The 21,651-nt window shown below is 72.4% G+C and carries 27 protein-coding genes; 16 read left to right on the top strand and 11 right to left on the bottom strand.

The genetic code is table 11. The features are described from left to right. Positions 1-7 precede the first annotated feature (7 nt). Positions 8-1,024, top strand: a complete 1,017-nt coding sequence (locus ACSMXO_RS03785; protein ID WP_455416699.1) for a DMT family transporter — start codon at positions 8-10, stop codon at positions 1,022-1,024. Between the two features lie 99 nt (positions 1,025-1,123). Here ACSMXO_RS03785 and ACSMXO_RS03790 read toward each other — a convergent pair whose 3' ends face one another. Beyond that, positions 1,124-1,564 (bottom strand): DUF4190 domain-containing protein, encoded by a 441-nt coding sequence (locus ACSMXO_RS03790; RefSeq protein ID WP_346259853.1) that lies wholly within the window; start codon positions 1,562-1,564, stop codon positions 1,124-1,126. 44 nt (positions 1,565-1,608) lie between these two features. After that, entirely contained in the window at positions 1,609-2,175 is a 567-nt protein-coding gene (locus ACSMXO_RS03795) for a DUF4190 domain-containing protein (protein WP_455416700.1), read from the bottom strand. Positions 2,176-2,476: 301 nt separating this feature from the next. Here ACSMXO_RS03795 and ACSMXO_RS03800 point away from each other — a divergent pair, with 301 nt between their 5' ends. After that, the gene (locus ACSMXO_RS03800) at positions 2,477-3,331 is read left to right on the top strand and encodes an SDR family NAD(P)-dependent oxidoreductase (RefSeq protein ID WP_455419163.1); all 855 of its coding nucleotides are present in this window, start codon (positions 2,477-2,479) and stop codon (positions 3,329-3,331) included. Positions 3,332-3,399: 68 nt separating this feature from the next. On the opposite strand, the gene ACSMXO_RS03805 is transcribed toward ACSMXO_RS03800, so the two are convergent. The 4 genes from ACSMXO_RS03805 to ACSMXO_RS03820 form a co-directional block, all read right to left on the bottom strand. Beyond that, positions 3,400-3,942 (bottom strand): DUF4190 domain-containing protein, encoded by a 543-nt coding sequence (locus ACSMXO_RS03805; RefSeq protein ID WP_455416701.1) that lies wholly within the window; start codon positions 3,940-3,942, stop codon positions 3,400-3,402. A 115-nt stretch (positions 3,943-4,057) separates the two neighbouring features. Beyond that, a complete protein-coding gene (locus ACSMXO_RS03810) occupies positions 4,058-4,465 on the bottom strand; it encodes a CoA-binding protein (protein WP_346259849.1) in 408 nt (135 codons plus the stop codon). A gap of 97 nt (positions 4,466-4,562) precedes the next feature. Beyond that, positions 4,563-6,101, bottom strand: a complete 1,539-nt coding sequence (locus tag ACSMXO_RS03815) for an Rv2578c family radical SAM protein (RefSeq protein ID WP_346259848.1) — start codon at positions 6,099-6,101, stop codon at positions 4,563-4,565. Positions 6,102-6,194: 93 nt separating this feature from the next. Next, positions 6,195-7,223: a LacI family DNA-binding transcriptional regulator gene (locus ACSMXO_RS03820; RefSeq protein WP_455416702.1), complete on the bottom strand. Its 1,029-nt coding sequence runs from the start codon at positions 7,221-7,223 to the stop codon at positions 6,195-6,197. 299 nt (positions 7,224-7,522) lie between these two features. Here ACSMXO_RS03820 and ACSMXO_RS03825 point away from each other — a divergent pair, with 299 nt between their 5' ends. Genes ACSMXO_RS03825 through ACSMXO_RS03835 form a run of 3 tightly spaced genes read left to right on the top strand, consistent with a single transcriptional unit; the run spans position 7,523 to position 9,986 of the window. Further along, complete coding sequence (locus ACSMXO_RS03825) at positions 7,523-8,698, top strand: Gfo/Idh/MocA family protein (protein ID WP_346259846.1); 1,176 nt, start codon at positions 7,523-7,525, stop codon at positions 8,696-8,698. Next, the gene (locus tag ACSMXO_RS03830) at positions 8,695-9,510 is read left to right on the top strand and encodes a sugar phosphate isomerase/epimerase family protein (protein WP_455416703.1); all 816 of its coding nucleotides are present in this window, start codon (positions 8,695-8,697) and stop codon (positions 9,508-9,510) included. Before ACSMXO_RS03825 ends, ACSMXO_RS03830 begins: the two co-directional genes overlap by 4 nt. Before the next feature lie 32 nt (positions 9,511-9,542). After that, on the top strand, positions 9,543-9,986 hold the full coding sequence (locus ACSMXO_RS03835) for a thiol-disulfide oxidoreductase DCC family protein (protein ID WP_455416704.1): 444 nt from the start codon (positions 9,543-9,545) through the stop codon (positions 9,984-9,986). On the opposite strand, the gene ACSMXO_RS03840 is transcribed toward ACSMXO_RS03835, so the two are convergent. The 4 genes from ACSMXO_RS03840 to ACSMXO_RS03855 all read right to left on the bottom strand — a co-directional run bounded on the left by ACSMXO_RS03840 (position 9,926) and on the right by ACSMXO_RS03855 (position 12,094). Further along, positions 9,926-10,855 carry an MFS transporter permease gene (locus tag ACSMXO_RS03840; RefSeq protein WP_346259843.1) on the bottom strand — a complete coding sequence of 310 codons (930 nt, stop codon included), beginning with the start codon at positions 10,853-10,855 and terminating at the stop codon, positions 9,926-9,928. The genes ACSMXO_RS03835 and ACSMXO_RS03840 overlap by 61 nt on opposite strands. Beyond that, the gene (locus ACSMXO_RS03845; protein WP_346259842.1) at positions 10,840-11,277 is read right to left on the bottom strand and encodes a hypothetical protein; all 438 of its coding nucleotides are present in this window, start codon (positions 11,275-11,277) and stop codon (positions 10,840-10,842) included. Before ACSMXO_RS03845 ends, ACSMXO_RS03840 begins: the two co-directional genes overlap by 16 nt. Positions 11,278-11,415: 138 nt before the next feature. After that, positions 11,416-11,778, bottom strand: a complete 363-nt coding sequence (gene trxA, locus ACSMXO_RS03850) for a thioredoxin (protein ID WP_346259841.1) — start codon at positions 11,776-11,778, stop codon at positions 11,416-11,418. Beyond that, entirely contained in the window at positions 11,765-12,094 is a 330-nt protein-coding gene (locus tag ACSMXO_RS03855; RefSeq protein ID WP_455416705.1) for a hypothetical protein, read from the bottom strand. The genes trxA and ACSMXO_RS03855 overlap by 14 nt, the downstream gene beginning before the upstream one ends. A gap of 313 nt (positions 12,095-12,407) precedes the next feature. Between ACSMXO_RS03855 and ACSMXO_RS03860 the strand changes: the two genes are divergently transcribed. From ACSMXO_RS03860 to ACSMXO_RS03905, 10 genes are all read left to right on the top strand, one after another. Continuing rightward, a complete protein-coding gene (locus tag ACSMXO_RS03860) occupies positions 12,408-12,947 on the top strand; it encodes a hypothetical protein (protein ID WP_346259840.1) in 540 nt (179 codons plus the stop codon). A 26-nt stretch (positions 12,948-12,973) separates the two neighbouring features. After that, positions 12,974-13,612: a TrmH family RNA methyltransferase gene (locus tag ACSMXO_RS03865; RefSeq protein WP_346259839.1), complete on the top strand. Its 639-nt coding sequence runs from the start codon at positions 12,974-12,976 to the stop codon at positions 13,610-13,612. 147 nt (positions 13,613-13,759) lie between these two features. Then, positions 13,760-14,431 (top strand): DUF6758 family protein, encoded by a 672-nt coding sequence (locus ACSMXO_RS03870; RefSeq protein WP_455416706.1) that lies wholly within the window; start codon positions 13,760-13,762, stop codon positions 14,429-14,431. 119 nt (positions 14,432-14,550) lie between these two features. Next, the gene (locus tag ACSMXO_RS03875; protein ID WP_165436875.1) at positions 14,551-14,709 is read left to right on the top strand and encodes a hypothetical protein; all 159 of its coding nucleotides are present in this window, start codon (positions 14,551-14,553) and stop codon (positions 14,707-14,709) included. 6 nt (positions 14,710-14,715) lie between these two features. Further along, positions 14,716-15,591, top strand: coding sequence for a PH domain-containing protein (locus ACSMXO_RS03880; protein WP_318400279.1), 876 nt, complete (start codon positions 14,716-14,718; stop codon positions 15,589-15,591). 176 nt (positions 15,592-15,767) lie between these two features. Then, a complete protein-coding gene (locus ACSMXO_RS03885; RefSeq protein ID WP_455416707.1) occupies positions 15,768-16,478 on the top strand; it encodes a SigE family RNA polymerase sigma factor in 711 nt (236 codons plus the stop codon). Then, positions 16,475-17,650: a hypothetical protein gene (locus ACSMXO_RS03890; RefSeq protein WP_346259836.1), complete on the top strand. Its 1,176-nt coding sequence runs from the start codon at positions 16,475-16,477 to the stop codon at positions 17,648-17,650. The genes ACSMXO_RS03885 and ACSMXO_RS03890 overlap by 4 nt, the downstream gene beginning before the upstream one ends. A gap of 58 nt (positions 17,651-17,708) precedes the next feature. Beyond that, complete coding sequence (locus ACSMXO_RS03895) at positions 17,709-18,608, top strand: PHP domain-containing protein (RefSeq protein ID WP_346259835.1); 900 nt, start codon at positions 17,709-17,711, stop codon at positions 18,606-18,608. 40 nt (positions 18,609-18,648) lie between these two features. Continuing rightward, positions 18,649-19,263 carry a MarC family protein gene (locus ACSMXO_RS03900; RefSeq protein WP_346259834.1) on the top strand — a complete coding sequence of 205 codons (615 nt, stop codon included), beginning with the start codon at positions 18,649-18,651 and terminating at the stop codon, positions 19,261-19,263. Positions 19,264-19,422: 159 nt separating this feature from the next. Beyond that, entirely contained in the window at positions 19,423-20,364 is a 942-nt protein-coding gene (locus ACSMXO_RS03905; RefSeq protein WP_455416708.1) for a RecB family exonuclease, read from the top strand. Between the two features lie 105 nt (positions 20,365-20,469). Here ACSMXO_RS03905 and ACSMXO_RS03910 read toward each other — a convergent pair whose 3' ends face one another. Beyond that, a complete protein-coding gene (locus ACSMXO_RS03910; protein WP_432873800.1) occupies positions 20,470-20,895 on the bottom strand; it encodes a transcriptional repressor in 426 nt (141 codons plus the stop codon). Positions 20,896-21,109: 214 nt separating this feature from the next. On the opposite strand from ACSMXO_RS03910, the gene ACSMXO_RS03915 reads away from it, so the two are divergent. Next, on the top strand, positions 21,110-21,598 hold the full coding sequence (locus ACSMXO_RS03915) for a DUF2231 domain-containing protein (RefSeq protein WP_455416709.1): 489 nt from the start codon (positions 21,110-21,112) through the stop codon (positions 21,596-21,598). Positions 21,599-21,651 lie beyond the last annotated feature (53 nt).

The following is a 21,651-nucleotide window of genomic DNA, read 5'->3' on the forward strand; positions in this document are numbered from 1 at the left end:
TTTTTCCGTGCCTGTCGCCGTACCACCGGCCCGGACCTCGATCGACCCGCTGAGCATCGGCGCGGTCGCGGTCGCCGTCGCGGCGGTGTCGTCGTCGGCGCCGTTGATCGCGTTCGCCGCCGCGCCCGCGCTGGCCATCGCGTTCTGGCGGAACTTCCTCGCGGTCGGCGTGCTCGGGCCGGTCGCGCTCTTCCGGCGCCGGGCCGAGTTCCGGGCGCTGGCCAGGGGCGCCGGCCGCCGGGACGCGGGCTACTGCGTGCTCGCCGGTCTCGCCCTCGCGGTGCACTTCGCCACCTGGATGCCGAGCGCCCAATTGACCTCGGTCGCCGCCGCCACCGCGCTGGTGGTCACCCAGCCGGTCTGGCAGGGGCTGATCGCGCTCGGCCAGGGCCGGCGGCTCTCCGCGGTCGCCTGGCTCGGCATCGGGCTGGCGGTGGTCGGCGCGATCTGGGCGGTCGGCGCCGACTTCGGGGTCTCCGCCCGGGCCGTCGCCGGTGACCTGCTCGCGGTCGCCGGTGGCATGGCGGCGGCGGTCTACACCGCCCTCGGCGAACGGGCCCGGAGCACCATCAGCACCCTCGGCTACACCACCATCTGCTACGGGGTCTGCGCGGCGGCGCTGCTGGTGGTCTGCCTGGCCGGGGGCGTACGCCTCGGCGGCTACGACGCCGGCACCTGGCTCGCCGTACTGGGGCTGGTGGTGGGAGCCCAACTGCTCGGGCACTCGATGTTCAACTACGCGTTGCGCCGGATCTCGGCGACCACGATCAGCGTGCTCTTCCTGCTCGAAGCGCCCGGCGCCGCGCTGCTCGCCTGGGTCTGGCTGGGCCAGGTACCCCGGACGGCCGCCCTGCCCGGGCTGGTCCTGCTGCTGGCCGGCGTCGCCGTCGTGCTGCACGGCGAGGCGCGGGCCGCCCGGCGCCCCGGCGCCGGGGTCCACCCGGAGCCGCTACCCGCCCCACCGGAGGCCGGTCCCCTGCCGGACGGCGAGCCGCGCTCCCGAGGGACGCACCGAAACGGCTGACCGGCCGGGTGCACCGGACACCGGCCGACGGCGGCCGCATCGGCCGGAGCGCGGTCACCATCTCCGGCCGGCCGGCGAATATCTTGGGCCGGCCGGGGATCAGCCCGAGGTGCTCGCCGTGGTGGCGAAGAGCACGCCCATGAAGCCCAGGTAGGCGAGGAAGAAGAGCAGACCCAGGGCTGCCAACCCGAGGGAGACCCAGCCGAGCACCAGGCCGGCGGTGGCGAAGCCGCTGCCCTCCTCGCCGCTCGCCTGGATCTCGGTACGCGCCTTCTTCGCCAGATAGACCGCGACCCCGCCGACGAGCTGGCAACTGAACAGGGCGACGATCCCGGTGACCATCGCCGCGATCGCCATCCCGTTCGTCGGCCGGCGCACCACGTACGGGTAGCCGGAGTAGCCGGGGTGGCCCGGCGTCCAACCCGGCTGCGGCGCTTCGCCGGCCGGTCCCGGGTACTGCCCCGCGTCGAGGGCCGGCTGTGCGACGACACCCGGGTCGCTGGTGGGCTCGGACGGGTTACCGGTGCTGCCGGGGTTCACGGCGCCTCCTGCTGGTCCGGATGCTCAGTAGCCGGTGTCGATGCTCAGTAGCCGCTGTCGTACGACGACGACGGTTGGTTGGCCAACCAGACGAAGAAGATGACGATGGCGATGGTGGCGAGGACCGCGATGGCGGTGGAGATCCAGCCGACGATGATGCCGGCCTTGGCGAATCCCGCGCCGCCCTCGCCGCGCTCGCGGATCTGCTTGCTGGCGACGTGTCCCATGATCGCCCCGACGGCGCCGAGGTAGCCGCCCAGCCCGTACCCGCAGAGCCCGAGCGCGCCCACGATGGCGACCACCATCGCGGCGATCGACAGGCCGTTGGTCGACGGACCCGGGGTGACGACCGGATAGCCGGCCGGTGGATAGCCCGGAGCCATCACCGGCTGGCCGCTGATCGGATCCGTGCCGGCCGGGTACGCCGGGGTCGGATAGCCGGCGTCGGTCGGATATCCGGGCTGGTAGGGCTGGGCAGGGCTGGCTGCCTGCACCGTCGGGTCCTGGTACATGGGCTGGTAGCCCGGATCCTGGTAGCCCCCGGGTTGGGCCGGTGGTTGTGCCTGCCAGGACGGATCGCTGGAGTAGCCGCTCTGCTGGGGGTCGGTCATTCGAGGTCTCTCACTTCGTCCGTTCGGATGCGTCGCCAGGGTAGTCGGCGTTCGCCAGATCGGTGTCCCCATATCCGGCCGGCGGCCGTTGCCCGACGTGCGGGGCGGGTCTCGGCCCGCCGTGCCGGCCGCTCTCAGCCGCATGCCGGCCGGCTCGGCCGACGCGCGGTCGGCGCGGTGCCACGGCGCTGCGGCGTTGCCCGTATCGCCTGGACCGGGCAGGATCGCGGACATGGTATTCGACGCGCGTGCCGGGGACAGATCCGGTAATCGGCCTCGCCGGGACGCCACGCGCCCCGCGCTGGCCCGCCGGCCCCGTACCGGCTCGCAAGGCACCGTCTCGCAGAGCATCGACCCGGGTCGGCCGGCAGCGCCGGCCGGCGACGCCGAACCGGTGACAATGCGGCTGGACGGGCGGGTGGCGTTGGTCACCGGCGCCGGCAGTGCGGACGGCATCGGGTACGCGACCGCCCGCCGGCTCTGCGCGCTCGGTGCCCGGGTGGCGATCGTCTCGACCACCCGCCGGATCCACGACCGGGCCACCGAGCTGGGCGCGACGGGCTTCGTTGCCGACCTCACCGACGAGGCCGAGGTCGGCGCGCTGGCGGACGCCATCGTCGAGCAACTCGGCGAGGTGGAGGTACTGGTCAACAACGCCGGGTTGGCGAGCCGGGCGAGTCCCGAGGTGCTCCGGCCGGTCGCCCAGTTGAGCTACGACGAGTGGCACCGGGAGATCGAACGCAACCTGAGTACGGCGTTCCTGTGCAGTCGGGCGTTCAGCGGCGGCATGGCCGAACGGGGCTGGGGGCGGATCGTCAACCTCGCCGCCACCGCCGGCCCGGTCAACGCACTGCCCACCGAGGCGGCGTACGCGGCCGCGAAGGCCGGTGTCGTCGGGCTGACCCGGGCGCTCGCGATGGAGATGATCGCCGACGGGGTCACCGTCAACGCGGTGGCGCCGGGGACCATCTACACCGCGGCGTCCACCATGGCCGAACTGAAGCAGGGGCTCGGCACCCCGGTCGGCCGCCCCGGTACCCCGGACGAGGTCGCCGCCGCGATCGCCTTCCTGTGCTCGCCGGCCGCCTCGTACATCACCGGACAGATGCTGGTGGTGGACGGCGGCAACAGCGTGCGGGAGGCGGAGTACCGGTAGCCGGCAAGCCCTCCCGTCACCGGTCGGGTGGGCGGTCCCGGCGGACCCGAAGCACCGCCCGACCGGGGTCAGTACGTGCCGCCGTCGCCCTCCGCGCCGGCCCAGCTCACCAGGGCAAGCCAGCCGCAGCAGCCGATCAGGTAGAGCGCGGTGAAGACGTAGCTGAGGATCAGCCCCCAGGTGGCCAACTGGCCGCCCTGTTCGCCGGTGCGGCGGATCTGGCGTCGGGCCAGGTGCCCGAGCACGATGCCGGCCGGCGCGAAGACGAAGGCGAAGACCAGGGAGAGGATCGCCAGCAGGTTGACGCCGGACTGCCGGCCGGGCTGACCGTAGTAGCCGGGCTCGCCCTGCCCGCCAGGCTGGCCCGGCTGTCCGTAGTAGCCGGGCTGGTTCTGGTAGCCGTACTGACCGGGCTGGCCGTAGTAGCCGGGCTGCTCGGCTTGGCCCGGGTAGCCGTACTGGCCGGGCTGGCCGGGCTGCTCGGGTTGACCGGGATAGCCGTACTGGCCGGGCTGGCCGCCGTACTGGCCGGGGCGGTCGCCGGAGCCGGGTGGGGGCTGCGCCGGGGATCCATGCGGATCCGGCGGCTCACCCTGCCCTGGGTTGCTCATGGCGTTGCCCTCCTCACCGGGGAACGCTACCCGTCGGCGCCGCCTTTCACGGCAAATGTCCGGGATGACGCGCCGTGCGGTGCAGGAGAGGAGTCGCCGAGTTCCGGCGGGGCGGTCAGTTCAGCCGGGACAGTCCGGCAGTGGCGCGTTCCACCGCCAGGCAGCGGTCCTCGACGTAGTCGATGCCGCCCTCCTCGGCGATCCGCCGGGCCTCGGCCGAGACGATGCCGAGCTGCAGCCAGACCGCCGGAGCGCCGATCGCCACCGCCTCGCGGACCACCTGCACGGCGTCCTCGGCCGGCCGGAACACGTCGACCAGGTCGACCGGGTGCGGGATCTCGGCCAGTGAGCGGTAGACCCGCTCCCCGAAGAGTTCGTCCGCCACCGGGTTGACCGGGATGATCCGCCAGCCGTACCGCTGCATCAGCGCCGGGACGCTGTGCGCCGGCTTGCCCGGGTCGCGGGACGCCCCGACCACGGCGATCACCCCGGCTTCGGCCAGGATCTGCTGAGGACTACGCACCCCGCGACAGTAGCTCGGTTCCATGCCGTCAGCCCCGCTCGACCCGGAGGTGGACCCCGGGAGGCCCGGACGGTAGCGCCGGCCGGCGGGAAGCCGGTCAGAGCAGGGTGAGCTGTTCGACGGCGGGTGCCGGGGCCGGCACCGGCACCTGGCGGGCCTCACCCGGCTCGGCGCGGTGCAGGCCGTGGCGGCGGGCCGCCATCCGCACCCGGGCGGTCAGCTCGCGCTGGTATGCCTGCGGCAGGTAGGAGCCCCGGCTGAAGAGGGTCCGGTAGTGCGGCACCAGGTGCGGGAACTCCCGGGCCAGCCAGCTCGCGTACCACTCCCGGGCACCGGGACGCAGGTGCAGTGGCAGCGGGGTGACGCTCACCGCGCCAGCCGCCGCGATCGCGGCCACCGTCTCCTCGATCGACTCGTCGCCGTCGGTCAGCCCGGGCAGGATCGGGGCCATCAGCACCCCGACCGCGAAGCCGGCGTCGGCGAGCCGGCGTACCGCGTCGAGCCGGCGTCGCGGACTGGGCGTGCCCGACTCGACGGAACGCCACATCCGCTCGTCGACGAAGCCGATCGACATCGAGACGCCGACCTGGGTGACCGTGGCCGCCTGCTGGAGCAGGGGCAGGTCCCGCAGGATCAGGGTGCCCTTGGTCAGGATCGAGAACGGGTTGGCGAAGTCGCGCAGCGCCGTGAGGATCGGCGGCATCAGCCGGTAGCGCCCCTCGGCCCGCTGGTAGCAGTCGACGTTGGTGCCCATCGCGATCTGCTCGCCCGACCACTTCGGCGCCGCCAGCTCGCGGCGGACCAGCTCTCCCGCGTTGACCTTGACGACCACCTTGCTGTCGAAGTCGCGGCCGGCGTCGAGGTCGAGATAGGTGTGCGTGCCCCGGGCGAAGCAGTTGTGGCTGACCACCCCGTTGGCGACGAAGTCGCCGGTGCCGGTGGTGATGTCGTAGAGCTGGAGCTCCTGGTCGAGTGGCTCGATGCTGCGGATCCGCAGCAGCGCCCGGCCGCCGAGGATCGTCCCGTCGAGCCCACCGGCGGGGAGGTCGGCGGGACCGGGCGTGGCCCGACCGGTGCCGACCAGGCTGTCGGTGATCGCCAGATAGGGCCGGGGCGGCTCGCCGGGCAGCGCGCCGACGACGTGCTTCCAGCCGCGCGGGGTGAGGAACCGATGGTCGCCGCTGGCGGTCAGCTCGGTGCCGTCCGCCAGGACGATCCGGTACGCCGGCTTCACCGTCGACCAGTGCGCCAGCACCTCCGTCCGGACGTAGCGCCGGTGGTTGCCCTGCGCCACGGTGCCGTAGATCTGGTCGCCGATCCGCAGCTCGGCCAGGAGCCGGGTGCGCCCGTCGGCGAGCAGGATCGCGGTATCGCCGGCCAGGCAGTAGGCGCAGGCGTGGCTGCACCCCCGGTAGGGGTTGATCGTCCACTGGAACGGCACCCGCGAGGTGCCCGGCACCCTGTTGATGATTGATTTGGCGCGCACCTCGTAGAACGTCATGCCGGCGAAGCCAGGAGTGTCGAAGGTGCGGACGGTCGCGCCGGGCAGCGCCAGCGGCAGGGGTGGAGCCGCCGGCGCCGCCCCCGGAGGGGTCCCGCTGTCGGGGGGAGCCGACGTCAGGTTTTCCCAGCGCATGGCCAGTATTCGAACATACGTACGAGATATCGCGCAACTCGCCACGCCGGGCGCCGAGAGGGCGGCGACGCCAAATCGAAGGCGGGGTCGCGGCTACCGGTCGCCGGCCGGCGGGCCGCTGCTCTCCCGGCGGACGAGCTCCGCGGCGACGTGCTCGATCTGCGGGGTGTTCAGCGGCTCGGGCGGTTGCAGCGCGAGGGTCATCGCCCGGGCTCCCATGTCGGCCAGGGGCAGCCGGATCGTGGTGAGCGCGGGCGTCACGTCCTGGGCGATCGGCATGTCGTCGAAGCCGACCACACTGATCTGGCCCGGTACCTCGATGCTCCGGGACCGCAGCAGCGCGAGCGCGCCGATCGCCATCGAGTCGTTCAACGCGACGATGGCGGTGACGCCGGGGTAGCTGTCCAGCAGGGTGGCGGTGGCGGCGGTGCCGCCCGAGCGGTCGAAGTCGGCGTAGACGATCTGCCGGGGGGTGAGCTTCTGGCCGTGTTCCCGGGCGGCCCGGCGCAGCCCGGCGAGCCGGTCGGTGGTGGTGGTGAGATGGCGCGGCCCGGCGACGACCCCGATCCGGGTGTGCCCGAGGCCGTACAGTTCGGCGCCGATCAGGTGCCCGCCGGCCTCGTTCGCCGGGATGACGGCGTGCCCGCTGTGCTCGTGCCGGCCGATCACCGCCACGTGCCCCCCGGTGGACTGGTAGACCCGCAGTTTGGCGTCGAGGGTGTTGGTGAACTGCTCGTCGTGGTAGCCGGAGCCGGCCAGGATGATCGCGGCGGCCTGGTTGGCCCGGAGCAGCTCGACGTACTCCAGTTCCTTGTCCGGGTCCCGGTAGGTGTTGCAGATGATGACCAGCCGGCCGTGCTCGGTGGCCACCCGCTGCAGTCCTCGGGTGATCTCCGCGAAGTACGGGTCGGAGACGTCGTGCACGATCACGCCGACCGCGCTGCGGTGGTTGCGGGCGAGCTGCTGGGCGTGCGCGTTCGGCACGTACTGCAACTCCTCGACCGCCGCCAGCACCCGCTCGCGGAGCGCGTCGGTCACCGGCTTGGGGCTGCCGTTGATGATCCTCGACGCGGTGGCGGGTGACACGCCGGCCCGCCGCGCGACATCCGCCAGAGTGGCCATCGACTGCGTCCTTCCCCGGCCGCCCGGTGGCCGGTTGCAGGTGAGGATAGCGCGGCGCGGTCCAGGCCATTCACGGCCGTCGCGGGCTGGGTGACCCCGGCGGCTGGAGATCACCGGCGTGCCGGCAGGCTCTTGCCCGAATCGGAACGGAGTCGGTAGCGTAATCGGGAAAGCGCTTACCGACGTACGGCGTGCTCCACCGCGACCATCGCGCGCCAGGACGATCCCCCCGCACCACGTACCCCCGCGCGCTCGACGAGTGGCACCCGCGGATCAGCCAGCCTGAGGAGGCGACGTACATGGGCCGCACCACGATCGGCATCGTGCTCAACGGCGTGACCGGCCGGATGGGCTACCGGCAGCACCTGGTCCGGTCACTTCTGGCCATCCGGGAGCAGGGCGGGCTGGCGCTGCCCGACGGCCGCCGGCTCTGGCCCGAACCGATCCTGGTCGGCCGCAGCGAGGCCAAGCTCCAGGAGATCGCCCAGCGGCACGGGCTCACCGAGTGGACCACCGACCTGCCCGCCGCGCTGGCCCGCCCGGACGTGCAGATCTACTTCGACTCGCAGGTCACCGCCCAGCGGGAGAAGGCGCTGAAGCTGGCGATCGAGGCCGGCAAGCACATCTACACCGAGAAGCCGACCGCCGAGGACCTCTCCGGCGCGATCGAGCTGGCCCGGCTCGCCGACGCCGCCGGCATCAAGCACGGCGTGGTGCAGGACAAGCTCTTCCTGCCCGGCCTGCGCAAGCTCGACCGGCTGGTCAAGGGCGGCTTCTTCGGCCGCATCCTCTCGGTACGCGGCGAGTTCGGCTACTGGGTCTTCGAGGGTGACTGGCAGGCGGCCCAGCGGCCCTCCTGGAACTACCGGGCCGCCGACGGCGGCGGCATCACGGTCGACATGTTCCCGCACTGGCACTACGTGCTGGAGCAGATCTTCGGCCGGGTCGCGGCGGTGACCGCGCACGTCACGACGCACATCCCCGAACGCTGGGACGAGGCAGGCGAGCGCTATGACGCCACCGCCGACGACGCCGCGTACGGCATCTTCGAGATCGAGCGGCCGGGGCAGTCGGGCCGGATCGTGGCCCAGATCAACTCCTCCTGGTCGGTCCGGGTCTACCGGGACGAGCTGGTCGAGTTCCAGGTCGACGGCACCGAGGGCAGCGCGGTGGCCGGGCTGCGCAACTGCCGGATCCAGCACCGGGCCAGCACGCCCAAGCCGGTGTGGAACCCGGACCTGCCGGCGACCGAGGACTTCCGGTCACAGTGGCAGGTCGTACCGGACAACGAGGAGTTCGACAACGGCTTCAAGGCGCAGTGGGAGCTGTTCCTCCGGCATGTGGTCGCCGACGAGCCGTACAGCTGGGACCTGTGGGCGGGTGCCCGGGGGGTGCAGCTCGCCGAGCTGGGGCTGGCCTCCGCTCGGGACGGCCGGCGCATCGAGATCCCGGACCTCGACGGTGGGAACCGATGACCACCGTCCGGGAGCGGTTCTCGTTCAACCAGGCCACCGCCAAATACTGGCCGATTCCCGAACTGGTCGCCGGCTGCCTGTCGACCGGGGTCACCCAGGTCGGTCTCTGGCGGGAGGAGACCCTCGAACACGGCCTGGACAAGACCGCCACGCTGATGCGCGAGTCCGGGCTCGCGGTCACCTCACTGTGCCGGGGCGGTTTCTTCCAGACCCCCGACTGGTACGACGAGAACCGCCGGGCGATCGACGAGGCCGCCACCCTCGGGGCGCCGGTGCTGGTGCTGGTCTCCGGCGGACTGCCGGAGGGCAGCCGGGACGTGGACGCGGCCCGCGCGCACGTCGGCGAGGCGATCGGCGAGCTGGTGCCGTACGCCCGCGCCGCCGGGGTACGGCTGGCGATCGAGCCGCTGCACCCGATGTACTGCTCCGACCGTTGCGTGGTCTCCAGCCTCGGCCAGGCGCTGGACCTGGCCGCGCCGCATCCCGCCGAGACGGTCGGGGTGGTGGTGGACACCTACCACATCTGGTGGGACGACCAGGTCTGGGCGCAGATCGCCCGGGCCGGCCGGGAGGACCGGATCGCCTGCTTCCAGGTCGCCGACTGGGCGACCCCGCTACCCGAGGGGGTACTGCTCGGCCGGGCGCTGCCCGGCGACGGCTGCGTGCAGCTGCGCCGGTTCCGGGAGGCGGTGGACGCCGCCGGCTACCGCGGGCCGATCGAGGTCGAGGTCTTCAACGCCGAGGTGTGGGCCCGGCCCGGCCCGGAGATCCTGGACCGTACCCTCTCGGGTTATCTCGCCCACGTGGATTAGTAGGCACCGCCGCCCCGGGGGAAACTGGTGGCATGGACCAGCCCACCTTCGTGTACGACGGCGACTGCGCCTTCTGCACCACCTGCGCCGAGTTCATCGGCCGGCGGATCCCGACCGGGGCCAGGGTGGTGCCCTGGCAGTTCGCCGACCTCGACGCGCTCGGGCTGACCGCGGCCGAGTGCGAGGAGGCGGTCTGGTGGGTCGGCACCGACGGCGTACGGGCGGCCGGGCCGGACGCGATCGCCCGGCTGCTCGGCGCGAGCCGCCCCGGCTGGCGGCTGCTCGGCGCCGGCCTGCGACTGCCGCCGGTACGCCTGCTCGCCTGGCCGGCCTACCGCTGGGTGGCCCGCAACCGGCACCGCCTGCCGGGCGGTACGGCCGCCTGCTCGCTGCCGCAGGCGACCCGGGACCGGCTCTACGGCACGGCCGGCGACCGCGCGGCGGGCGGCTCCGTCGGGACCGGTTCGGCGTCCTGACCGCGTCGGCGGGTCAGCCGGCGCAGCCGTTCGGTCGGGCGCAGCCGCTCCAGCGGCAGGAAGCTGGTCATCGCCACCAGGTGCGGGGCGAACGAGATCGTGATGGTGGCGACGGTGACCAGGTGGAACGAGTAGAAGAACGCCACCACGGCCTGCCGCCAGCGGGCCGGCACCACGAACACCAGCGGGCTGAGCAGCTCGAACGCGATGATGCCGAACTGTGCCGCGATCAGCAGGTACGGCACCTGGGCGATCAGGTCGGCCAGCTCGGTGCCGCGCCGGATGATCGCCCGGGCCAGTACCGAGCCGGTCATCCACTCCAGCCCGCCGAACCGGAGCTTGGCCCAGGCGGCCAGGAAGTAGGTGCAGACCACGGCGATCTGGGTGACCCGCAGCGCCCAGCCGGCCGCCTCGCTCTCGGTGCGGTCACCGTGCCGGGCCCGTCCCACCGTCGGCAGCACGGCCAGCGCCACCAGGAAGCCGAACCGGTCGTGGTCCACCTTCCCGTAGCTCATCGCGATGACCATCCACTCGAAATAGAGCACGAAGACGGCCCAGCCGAGCGCCCGGGGCGCCCGCCCGGTGGCGGCGGCGAGCGCGAGCAGCAGCAGCGCCCAGAAGATGAGGTTGACCAGCAGCGGGGTCGGGGTGGGCAGCGGCAGCAGCCGGCCGACGAAGAGCGGCTGGTACAGCTCGCCGGGGATGCTGGCCTTGTCGCGGATCCAGGGCGTGAAGACCAGCAGGTCCGCCGCGACGAAGAGGTAGACCAGGGTACGGAAGGTGGCGACCCGGCCCAGCGGCACCGGCTCGGTCAGCCAGCCTGACACGGCGGCGCCGATCCGTCTCGACGCGCTCACGAGGCCTGCCACCGGACCACCGTCTCGTCGACCGCGTTGCCGGTCGGCCGGCCGTCGGTGATGCCGTACCAGCGGATCACGATGCGTACCTCGACGATCGGCGGTGCGCCGGGGTGCCGTTGCGCGTACGCGTCGGCGACCTGGCGCAGCAGGGTCGGGTCGGCCTCGTACCGGCCCTGCTGGCCCTCGATCTCGGCCCGGCGGATGCCGGTGCTCTCCTCGCCGAGCCCGACCACCGCGCCGGTGGCGTCGACCCCCTCGACCCGGGTGTCCGGGGCGGGATCGTCCGGCGGGTTGGAGCCGGCGTACATCCGGAAGGGGCCGAACGGGAAGTGGTCGTCCTGGCCCCAGAGGGTGCCGGCGAGCAGCACCGCGCCGGCCAGCAGGGTGAGGCCCACCCGGAGATTCCGGCCCCGCCTCGGCAACGCGTCCATCGGTTCGAGACCTTACGCGGTACCCGCAAGCTTCGGGCACCGTCGGTCTGGCCGCAGGCCGCCGGCCGGGACGACTCCGGCCGGACACCGATGCGCGGTGTCCGGCCGGAGCGCGGTCGTTACCTGGTCAGGTGGCCGTCAGTGGCTGTGCTCGGCGAGCTGCTTGCGTACGTCGTCCATGTCCAGCGCCTGCACCTGCTCGATCAGCGACTCCAGCGCCGACTCCGGCAGGGCACCCGGCTGGGCGAAGACGATCACGCCGTCCCGGATCGCCATGATCGTGGGGATGGAGCGGATGTCGAACTTCGCGGCGATCTCCTGCTGGGCCTCGGTGTCTACCTTGCCGAAGACGATGTCCTGGTGCTTGTCCGAAGACCGCTCGTAGACCGGCGCGAACCGCTTACACGGGCCACACCAGTCCGCCCAGAAGTCCACCAGCACGATGCCCGGCTGCTCGGTCACCTCGTCGAAGTTGGCTGTGGTCAGCTCAACGGTCGCCATTGATCTCTCCGATCACCGCAATTGGCCTTACGACTGGGAAACCCACCCGGCCTCCTTGGAATTCCCCGGCACGATGGGTTGAAACGGTCATCGTGTGGCGGCTCACGTTCCGGCCGGGCATCGACACGGGTCGGTCATTGAGCCGGCCCGGAAGTGAAACATCGGTGACATAGTTCGGTGACTGATAGTTATGGGAGCGTTTCCAGGACTTCCCCTGGCCAGTCCGGGTGTGATCCGGAAACTTGCCGGTTGGCAAGCGGAAACAGGCGACATAACGGATGGCCGGGTGCGTATGACCGTTCACGTTCAGTAACATTACAAAAAGGTAACTGTGACCCCGATCTCGTGGTGGACTCTTCTGCCGAGCCGGTCGGGTCGGGCAGAATCTTTCCCATCAGAGCGTGGGCGGCGGGTGCCGGGGAGGGCCCCGCCGCTCATTGCGTCCGGGGTCGGTTTCTCCGCTCGGGCACACCTTTAAATCAGCGCTGAGGGCCCGGCACGTCCGGCCGGTCACGTCGGCGTGCGCGGTCACGCCCTCCTGTCGACCGACGGCGACACCAACACTACCGCTTTTCGGGCGGAACCGGGCTTTCCGCCTACCGGCGGCTTATGCTGAGTCGGGAGGCGCCATGAGTCACACCGGATCTCCAGACTCGCCCGGTGCCACGCACGGTGCCTGGCGGGCCACCACCACCGGCTACCCGCCCGACGACTGGCAACTACTCGTCCGGCTGCCCGGCCGGGTGATCGTCGCGGCGTCCTCGGCCCGGCCGGACAACCCGGTCCGGGCGGTCACCGAGGGCCTGGCCGGCCTGGACGGCATCGCCGCCGGGCGGTCGTTCGACAGCGAACTGGTCCGGGCGGTGGTGGCCGCCATCTACGCGGAGTCCGACGACGGGCACTCCGGACCCGTCCGCGCCGGACAGGTCGACGGCGGACTCGACGAACTGCTCCGGTCCTGCCGGGCCGCGGTCGAGACGTTGGCCCGACACGCCGACCCGGCCGACTCGGCCGCCTACCGGCAGTGGGTGCAGTCGGTCGCGGCCCGGGTCTGCCGAGCGGCCGGTTCGGATGGACGGCCACGCCCGTTCGGCGATCCGGTGGATCCGGACCAGCGCCGGGTGCTGGACCAGCTCGGCGAGGCGCTGGGACTGCGCTCCGCCGGCTGACCGCCGGGTGCGTACCCTCGGCAACCGTGGAAGGTACCGAGGTCGAAGTCGAGGTCGGGGTAGGGCCGTGGCCGGGCGAGCCGCCGACCGATCCCCGGTACGACCCGGAACTGCTCAGCCACGGCGACCGGCGCAACGTCGTCGACCGGTACCGCTACTGGCGGCGCGAGGCGATCGTCGCCGACCTGGACCTGCGCCGGCACGACTTCCACGTGGCGATCGAGAACTGGCAGCACGACTTCAACATCGGCACCGTGGTCCGGAACGCCAACGCCTTCCTCGCCGCCGAGGTACACGTGGTGGGGCGGCGGCGCTGGAACCGGCGGGGCGCCATGGTCACCGACCGCTACCAGCACGTCCGGCACCACGAGACGATCGAGGCGTTCCTGGACTGGTGCCGGGCCGGCGACCTGCCGGTGATCGGCATCGACAACCTGCCCGGGTCGCGACCCCTGGAGAGCGCGGTGCTGCCGCGCCGCTGCGTACTGCTGTTCGGGCAGGAGGGCCCGGGGCTGTCCGAGCCGGCCCGGCTCGCCTGCTCGGCGGTCTTCTCCATCGCCCAGTACGGCTCGACCCGGTCGATCAACGCCGGGGTGGCCAGCGGCATCGCCATGCACGCCTGGATCCGCACGTACGGCGCGGAGCCGCCCGGCGAGACCGGCTGACCTGAGGCAAGGCGTCCCGACCGTACGCAGAACGACCGAAAAGGCCGGTTCGCCTTGACTCGGGGCACCGGTGCGGGGACTGTAGTTGTCGTGGGTGTCGCGGTCAGTTGTCCGCGTTGCGGCGGTCCGGTCAGAGCGCCGGACCTGATGCACACTGCCTGGCGGTGCCCGAACTGCGGCCCGGTCTGCCCGCTGCACGTCGCGGAGCACATCGGGCCGGAGATCGTCGCCAGCACCGTCGAGCGGATCATCGAGCAGCGCGACCCCGCCGGCCAGGAGAACGGCAGTCCAGGAGCCCGGGCCGGCGCCCCGCTGCCGCTCTGGTGCCCCTGGCCACTTCCGCAGGGCTGGACGATGACCGGGGTCGGCTGGGCCGGTGACGATCGTGGCGGCGTACGCGCGACCGCGGTGGCCTGCACCGGGCCGGACCCGCTCGGCGGCGGACCCGCCGACCTGGTGCTGGTCGCCGAGGAGCCGGGCGTCGGCCTGGGTACCAGGCTGGCCGGCACCACCGGGGTCGACCCGGGACCGCAACTCGCGGAGGCGCTGACCGATTCCGGCCCGGGATCCGCCGAGCGGATCGCGCACGCCAAGGTCAGGGCAGCCGGGCACCCGACTCCACTATGGTCAGTCAAATCTCCGACAGACCGGAGCGCGTACGCCGGTGAAGCTCGGGGGATCTGGCTCTATGCGATAGCCTGGCCGGCGAGTGCGGGTTACCTCCTCGCGGAAGACGTCGAACTCCACGACCTGACCGAGTGGACACCGCCCGAGCTCGTGTACGGTGCTCCGTCCCCCTACCTGCACGGGAGGGTCTGATATGGCCGGCCAGGCTGGGGCGGAGGGCGTATGTGGATTATTTCCCGCAGGACACCCGACTGATACTCTGGGTTTTGCCGGGGTTCGCAACCCGGTGCCGCACGGAGGGATGGCCCGCCATGGTTAAAAAGGTCCTCACCTGGGGCGGTATCGCCTTCCTGGTTTTCTTCATCGCCTACCAGCCCTCCTCCGCGGCCGACGTCTTCAAGTCGCTGGGTGGCAGCCTGCTGGACGTTGCCCAGGGCTTCGGCGACTTCTTCACCGACCTCGTCGCTTAATCGCCCATGGGCAATCCGTCGGGTGAACCCCCTGAGCCCGAGGACGACGACGAACGTCGACGGCGCGAGCGGGACACCGAGCCGATCCCCCGGGTCCGACCCGATGACGGGCCGGAGTTCGGCACCGGGCCGGACTACTCCGACGGGCCCTCCTATTCGGACGGGCCGGCCTACTCGGACGACATCGGCTACGGCGAGCGCCGGGCCGGCACCCGGGGCTGGGTCCGGGATCCGGACCAGGGCCCGGAGATCTCCGAGGAGGAACTCGCCGGGCTCCGGGTCGACGCCTCGGGGATGCCGCTCGGCCCGCGCCGGGTCCTGCCGCTGGAGGACGAGCCGACCTCGCTGGTGGCCCGCTACCTCTTCCCGACGGAGCGCTACCGGGGTGAGTGGAAGCGGCACAAGATCTACCTGGCCACCCCGCTGCTGATCGGGCTGCTCGCCACCTTCGTGCTCGGCTACCTCTCCGGCTTCCTCGCCGGCCAGGAGGTCGGCGCGCTGACCACCGTCGCGGTGCTGATCTGGCTCGGCATCATGGGCTGGGTCGCCTGGAAGGTGGCGGACTGGTATTTCGACCGCTTCATCCTGACCAACAAGCGGGTGATGGTGGTCAACGGGATCATCACCCGACAGGTCGCGATGATGCCGCTGCTGCGGGTCACCGACATGAAGTATGAGCAGTCCCCACTCGGCCGGGCCCTCAACTACGGCACCTTCGTGCTGGAGTCGGCCGGTCAGGAGCAGGCGCTTCGGGAGATCAAGTATCTTCCCAACCCCAACGAGCTCTACCTGCGCGTGGTCGAGGAGATGTACGAGCCGCAGGCGGTCGAGGCGCGGCTGGGCAAGGAGGCCGAGGAGGCCAAGGCCGAGGACGGGGCCTGACGACCGGCCCGGCGCGGGAGGGTGCGGGTGTGATGCTGGCGACGCCACGGGCGGCACCGGTGCGCAACCGGCGATCCCCTGCCCGAACATCGAGCTGAATCGCACCTTTCCGCCGTAGACCTGCGGGTCCGGCTTGTGGCAGCCTTCTGAATTGGCACCGGCGGGGGGAGGCGGGAGTGGCGCCGAAGCACTCGGTGGACGAGGAGTTCCGCGAATTCGTCGCGGTCCGCTCGGCAGCCCTGCTGCGTACGGCGTACCTGTTGGCCGGGGACTGGGCGACCGCCGAGGACCTGTTGCAGACCGCGTTGACCAAGACGTACCTGGCCTGGAAGCGGCTCGGTGAGATCGAGGCGGTCGAGCCGTACGCCCGACGGGTCCTGATCAACACGGCGACAAGTTGGTGGCGACGGCGCTGGCACGGCGAGCGCCCCACCGAGGTGCTGCCGGAGCGACCCGCCCCGGACCAGATCGAGGAGCAGCTCGAACGCGACCGGCTGTGGCGGCACGTCCGCACCCTGCCGGTCCGGCAGCGGGCCGTCCTGGTGCTGCGGTTCTACGAGGATCTCTCCGAGGCGCAGACGGCCGCGTTGCTCGACATCTCGCCGGGCACGGTGAAGAGCCAGACCTCCCGGGCCCTCTCCACGCTCCGCCGTCGCCTCGGTGCCGAGGCCGACAGCCGGGTGCCGCAGGACGAGCAGAAGTTGGCCCCCGTACCCGCCGGAGAGGCCGACGGCGACGGCGGCCGGCTCGGGTCCGCGCAGCCGGCGTTCGACCAACGCCCGGTCACCCCGCCGGAGCTGCCCAGACCGCGCCAGGTCGGTGCCCGGCGGCCGGCCGCCCTGGCGGTGCCGCCCCCGCCCGTTCCGGCGGTCGGAGCGGAAGCGTGACGACCATGCTGGAAGATTCGCTGCGCGACATGTTCGCCGCCCAGGTCGACACACCGCCGGTGGCCGACGATCCGGCCGGCACCGTGATCCGGCGGGGCCGGGTCGCCCGCCGGCGCCGGGCCGTCGGCTCGCTGGTGGCGGTGGCTGCCGCGCTGGTACTGGTCACCGCCGGCGCCGCCTCGCTCGGCGGCGGATGGCCGCCCGACCGGCCGACGGCCGGGCCCGCCGCCGGCTTCGACGTGGACTCGCTGGCCGAGGTCACGGTCGGGCCGGTACAGCCGCCGGTCCCCGGCCAGGACACCGGGGTGGGACTCGACATCCGCAGTGGCGACCAGCTCTGGACCACTGACGGCCGGCGGCTGAGCCTGGCCGGTGTCGGCGAGGTGACCCGGGTGTACCGGGTGCCGGGCGGCTGGGTCTACGCCGGGGCCAAGCAGGTCAGGTTCCTCCGGCCCGACGGCACCTCGGTGGCGCTCAGCGGCGAGGACGACCGGTGGGCGCTGAGCACCGACGGCGACCGGTTGGCCTTCCAGCTCGACACGACGCTGTACATCGCCCGGGTCGGGGCGACCGGGCTGGCCCTGATGGACCACGTCGAGGTGCCCGCCGGCACCTGGCCGGTGGCGGTCACCGCCGACCGGGTGGTGGTCTCCGACGGATCCCGTGGCTACGGCTTCGTCGACCTGGCCCACCCGGCCCGGCAGCCGACCCGCAACGCCGACGTGACGGCGATCTACGGGGTACGCGGCGACGGCCTCGTCGGGCTGGTCCGGGAGGAGAGCGGCACCCGGCGCTGTCTGGCCAGCCTCACCCCGAGCAGCGGAAAACTGCAAGCTGTGCGCAGCGGCGGTTGCGGGCTGGGCCTGCGTGCCGAGGCCTCCGACGGCGGGCTCGCCCCGGACGGCCACTGGCTCGCCGAGCGGCGCGGCACCGAGGTCGTGCTGATCGAGGTCGACCGGGCGCTGGACGGCGGCAACGCGGTGGTTTCCTGCCCGGCGGCCGGTGACGTGCCCCCGGTCTGGGCCGACGACCGGACGGTGGTGACCGGGGACGACGAGCAGGTCGTACGCTGCCGCACCGACGGCACCGAGGAGACCGTGCCGCTGCCCGACGGCGTCTCGGCGGACTGGCAGCTCGTGCCGAGGCTGACCGCACCGGCCGACGGGCGGTGACCTCCGACCGCTCCCCGAGCGCTGCCGGAGCACCGACGGCTGCCGGTAACCTCGGCCCGTGACGTCCCGCCAGCCCGAGGCACCCGACACCGGAAGCCGGCTCCGGATCGACCTGCACGCCCACTCGACCGCCAGCGACGGCACCCTCACCCCGGAGGAACTCGTCCGGGCCGCGCGGGCGACCGGACTCGACGTACTGGCCATCACCGACCACGACACCACCGGAGGCTGGGAGCGGGCCGCCGCCGCCCGGCCGCCGGGACTCACCCTGGTCCGGGGCGCCGAACTCTCCTGCCGCTGGTACGGCACCGAGCCGCCGATCCCGCTGCACCTGCTCGGCTACCTCTTCGACCCGGAGTCGCCGGAGCTGGCCGCCGAGCTGGCCCGGGTACGCGCCGCCCGGGAGGTACGCGGCGAGCGCATCGTCGCGCTGCTCCGGGCCGACGGCATCGACGTCGACTGGGCGGAGATCCGGGCTGCTGCCGCCGGTGGCACGGTGGGCCGGCCGCACATCGCGCAGGCACTGATCCGGGCCGGGCTGGTGGCGACGACCGCCGAGGCCTTCACCCCGAACTGGCTCGGCGAGCGCTACCGGCTGCCCAAGGACGACATCGACGTGTTCCGGGCGGTCCGGCTGGTCCGGCAGGCCGGCGGGGTGCCGGTGATGGCCCATCCGAGGGCGACCAGACGGGGGCGGATCGTGCCCGACTCGTTGATCATCGAGTTGGCCGCGGCCGGGCTGGCCGGGCTGGAGGCGGAACACGAGGACCACTCCCCGGCCGAACGGGACGCCGTACGGGCGCTCGCCGCCGAGCTGGGGCTGCTGGTCACCGGCTCGTCCGACTTCCACGGTGCGCACAAGACCGTGCGGCTCGGCGCGTACACCACGGAGGTCGAGGCGTACGAGCGGATCCTCGCGGCGGGCAGCGGGGTCGGCGTACTGGCCGACCCGGGCTGACCTCGGCGGACGCCGCCCGGCGCCCGGTTAACGTGATCACGTGAACATGAAGCTGCTCGGCGAGGTCATGCTGACCCTGCTGGTGATCACCGACCCACCGGGCATGGTGCCGATCTTCCTCGCCCTGACCGGCCAGATGCCGGCCCGGGACCGGGTACGCGCCGCGTGGCAGGCGGTGGCGCTCGCCCTCGGGGTGATCGTCGTGTTCGCGGTCGCCGGGCAGACTCTGCTGGACTACCTGCACATCGACCTGCCGGCCTTGCAGGGCGCCGGTGGCCTGCTGCTGGTGCTGGTCGCGCTGGAACTGCTCACCGGCAAGGCCGACGACCCCAGCCAGCAGAACACCTCGAACATCGCCCTGGTGCCCCTCGGTACGCCCCTGCTGGCCGGTCCCGGCGCGATCGTCGCCACCATGCTCTTCGTGCAACGGGCCGACGGTACGGCCGACTACCTGGCGATCTCGGTCGGCATCGTCGCGGTGATGGCCGCGGTCTGGCTGATCCTACGCTTCTCCGGGATCGTGGTCAGGGTGCTCCGGCCGGCCGGGATCGAGGTGCTGACCCGGATCGCCGGGCTGCTGCTCGCCGCGATCGCGGTGCAGTTGATCGCCGACTCGGTCGCCGCCTTCGTCACCGCGCACCTCGGCGCCTCCTGACCGCGGTTTCCGGTGCCCCTCGCGGTCGGGGAACTCCCGGCGACGGGTGACCACCCCGCGTCCCGCTGCCGATTCGGCGGGCCCGACCGCTCTCGCCGTCTGGCGGGTGGGGGGTGGCGGATCGACGGAGGTGTCGGACCGACATGGCAGGATCGGTGCGTGCGAAGGCCATCGTCCGCCGGCAACCGGACTCCTCGACCGCGTGGCGCCCAACCCGAGCAGTTGGGGTTCGAGGGGATGCCCGAGCGCCTCTTCGTCTGCACGCCGAGCAAGCTCGGCGCGTACACGGACTGCCCGCGCCGCTACCGCTACTCCTATGTCGACCGGCCCGCGCCGCCCAAGGGGCCGCCCTGGGCACACAACTCACTCGGCGCGAGCGTGCACACCGCACTCCGCAACTGGTATGCGTCGCCGCCCGACCGCCGCCGTCCGGAGGCGCTGCCGACCCTGCTCAAGGGCACCTGGGTCCGGGAGGGCTACCGCGACGAGGAGCAGGAGCGGGCGGTGTTCCGCCGGGCTCTGGAGTGGCTGGAGTCCTACGTGGAGACGCTCGACCCCGGTGACGAGCCGCTGGGGGTGGAGCGGGTGGTGGCGGTCAAGACCTCCGTGTTGGCGTTCAACGGTCGCGCCGACCGGATCGACTCGCGTCCGGGCCCGGACGGCCCGGAGTTGGTGATCGTCGACTACAAGACCGGGCGGAGCGGGTTGGACTCCGACGACGCCCGTGGCTCCCAGGCGCTCGCGCTCTACGCCTACGCCGCCGAGCGGGTCTTCCGGAAGCCGTGCCGGCGGGTGGAGTTGCACCACCTGCCGACCCGGACGGTGGCCGGGCACGACCACACCGAGGAGTCGCTCGCCCGGCAACTCGCCCGGGCCGAGGACACCGCGCGGGACATCGTCGCCGCCGAGCGGGCGGTCGCCGACGGCACCGACCCGGACGAGGCGTTCCCGGTCGCGCCGGGCATCCGGTGTGGCTGGTGCGACTACCGCCGCAGTTGCCCGGCCGGCGCGGACGCCCCGGATCGCGAGCCCTGGTCAGCGGTGGAACGGGCACTCGCACCCGCCGACCCGGGCGAGGGCGGGCCCGCCGGGACGGCGTGACACGGCAGCCGGAATCGTGAGACGGCAGCCGGCATCGTGACACGGCAGCCGGCACTTGGCGCGGACAAGCCCGGGAGCGGGCGTCCGAGTAGTCGGCGAGAGCAGTCAGTCGTCGGTGGCTCGGCGCAACTGGCAGCTCGGGCAGAGACCCCAGTAGGTGACCTCGGCCTCGTCGACCTCGAAGCCGTACGCGCTCACCGGGTCGAGGCAGGGTGCGGAGCCGACCGCGCAGTCCACGTCGGCGATCTCGCCACAGCCCCGGCAGACGACGTGATGGTGGTTGTCGCCGACCCGCGCCTCGTAGCGGGCGGGCGATCCGGCCGGCTCGATCCGGCGGGAGAGCCCGGCCCGGGAAAGCGCGCCGAGCACGTCGTAGATCGCCTGGGTGGAGACCGAGTCGAGGCGTTCCCGGACCCGCTGGGTGATCTCTTCCACCTCCAGGTGCCCGCCACCGGCCAGTACGTCGAGGACGGCGAGGCGCGGCCGGGTGACCCGAAGGCCCCTCGACCGGAGCAGTTCCTCGCCAGTCATCCCACTATCACAGCACGTCGATGGGACCCCAACAAGGCGGATGCGGGCCGATCGTGGTCACCGCCACACGGCGAGCCGGCAGGTCGCACCGGAGATGGAACCTGAGTGAACCGGGACGGCTCGATGCTCGTGTACCGGTATAGATCGCGGATGACGTGATCGAATTCTCGTACCGTCAGGGTCTCCCGTCGGGAGCGGTAGCAAGGAGGCGTCGGTGTTCAGGGAAGTCATGGGTCTCCCCGCCCACGCGCTGCTGGTGCACGCGGCCGTCGTCTTCGTGCCACTGCTCGCGTTGGTCTCCACCGGGTACGCCGTACTGGCCCGGTCCCGGTTCCGCAGCCGGCTCGACTGGGCGGCGGGGGTACTGGCGGTGGTCGCACCGGTCGCCGCCTTCTTCGCGGTGCAGAGCGGCGAGGAGCTGCAGGAGGTGCTGGTCGCCAAGAACTACGGCCCGGAGATCCTCCAGAAGGTGGAGGAGCATCAGGGCTACGGCGAACTGACGTTGTGGTGGAGCCTCGCCCTCGGTGTGGTGACGCTGGTGCTGCTCGTGGTGACCAGCCCCCGGGCCCGGACCCGGTCCGTGCCGGGTTGGCTCGGCCTGCTACTCGGCGCGGTCGTGGTGGTGCTCGCCGCGCTGAACGTCTGGTACGTCTATCTCACCGGCGACACCGGCGCCGAGGCGGTCTGGCAGGGCGTCATCTAACCCGCAGACCGACAACTGCCGCGCCCCCCGCCCGGCCGGCGCCCACCCGAGCG

The organism is Plantactinospora sp. DSM 117369, from assembly GCF_053764795.1.